The 534-nt window shown below is 46.1% G+C and carries 1 protein-coding gene and 1 pseudogene; both read left to right on the top strand.

Annotation, left to right across the window (positions count from 1 at the left end):
• A partial coding sequence (locus R7E78_RS30015) for a LysE/ArgO family amino acid transporter (protein WP_318059125.1) occupies window positions 1–273 on the top strand: 273 nt, incomplete at its 5' end.
• A gap of 24 nt (window positions 274–297) precedes the next feature.
• Window positions 298–534, top strand: a pseudogene (locus R7E78_RS30010) (DNA-binding protein); the annotation flags it as partial.

Genomic DNA, 534 nt, shown 5'->3' with positions numbered 1-534 from the left:
GTCACCGTGCTCAACCCACATTTGTACTTAGATACCGTTGTTATCTTAGGCTCAATCGGTGGACAATTTGAAGGCCATGATCGAATCGCTTTCGCGTTAGGCACTATTATGGCGTCATTTGTTTGGTTCTATACCTTGTCGATGGGCGCCGCAAAACTCGGGCCTACGCTATCTAAACCGAAAGTGAAAAAAGGCATCGATATCGCCGTTGCACTGATGATGTTCACCATTGCTTATGTACTCGCGAGCGAGCTCATCACTAAATACTGGTAACCCAAACCAAAGGATATGAATGACATGGAGTCACTGGAAAACATCTATCGCATCAACAAAGAGCGATTGCATTCGCTCTCGATTCCATTTCGAGAATGGCGACATGAAGCCATTCTCGACTTCGACACCGACCTTAAAGTCGCGAAAGAACTCGGCTGGCAAGGCACACATAGCAAAAGCTTGTTTTTAACACTCAAAGGTGGCGGGTATGCCGTGTTCATTACCGATAAAGACTCTCGCCTTGATGCCAACACGATTAAA

It is taken from the genome of Vibrio sp. YT-19(2023) (genome assembly GCF_033337395.1).
The sequence above is the reverse complement of the archived record's forward strand: the minus strand, read 5'-3'. Positions and strand labels throughout refer to the sequence as shown.